Source organism: Aeromicrobium sp. PFPM2_SD2, from assembly GCF_057364525.1.
In genome coordinates this window covers 1-870 of the sequence record NZ_JBNFNZ010000678.1, presented here as the reverse complement: position 1 = coordinate 870, position 870 = coordinate 1, and the positions used below count along the sequence as shown (strand labels likewise).

Annotated in this window: 1 protein-coding gene; it reads right to left on the bottom strand. The window is 74.8% G+C overall.

Annotated elements, in window-relative coordinates; genetic code table 11:
* The coding region (locus tag AC2W7G_RS17400; RefSeq protein WP_485869542.1) for a Mur ligase family protein at positions 1-670 on the bottom strand (670 nt) is incomplete at its 3' end.
* Positions 671-870 lie beyond the last annotated feature (200 nt).

Below are 870 nucleotides of genomic sequence, written 5' to 3'. Positions count from 1 at the left end.
CCGGACGCAGCGCCGCCAGCACCGCGGTGACCGCGTCGGGCTTGTGCGCGTAGTCGACGACGGCGGTGAACTCCTGGCCGCGCTCGACCCGCTCCATGCGGCCGGGGACGCCCGTGCTGCGGCCGATGCCGGCGACGAGCTCGCGCGTGTCGTGGCCGGCGGTGCTCAGCGCGGCGACGACGGCGAGGGCGTTGGACACGTTGAACACGCCGGGCAGCGGGACGCTCATCTCCAGCTCCAGCCCGTCCGGGCCGAGCACGACGAGGTCGGAGCCGAGCCGGTGCGGCCGGACGTTGACCGCGCGCCAGTCGGCCGGGCGTCCCTCGACCGAGAAGGTCGTGACCGGCAGGGTCGTCCGCTCGACCAGCAGGCGTCCGTGCTCGTCGTCGACGTTGAGGACGGCGTGCCGGGCGTGCTCGGGGGTGAACAGCGAGGCCTTCGCCTCGAAGTAGGACGCGACGTCGCCGTGGAAGTCCAGGTGGTCGCGGCCCAGGTTCAGGAAGACCGCGACGTCGAACGCGAACCCGTCGACGCGGCCCTGCACGAGCGCGTGGCTGGACACCTCCATGGCGCACAGGCGCACGCCCTCCTCGCGCATGACCGCGAAGAGCGCCTGCAGCTGCGGGGCCTCCGGGGTGGTGAGCGCCGACGCGGCCGGGACGCCGCGCACCCGGGTGCCGATAGTGCCGACGACCGCCGCCTGGTCCGCGCCGAGGGCGGCTCGGCAGGTACGTCGTGGTGGTCTTGCCCTGGGTGCCGGTCACGCCGAGCGTCGTGAACGCCTGCGACGGGTGGTCGTACAGGTCGGCGGCCAGCCCGGCGAGCGCCGAGCGCGGGGCCGGGTGGACGAGCACCGGCAGCGAGCCGTCG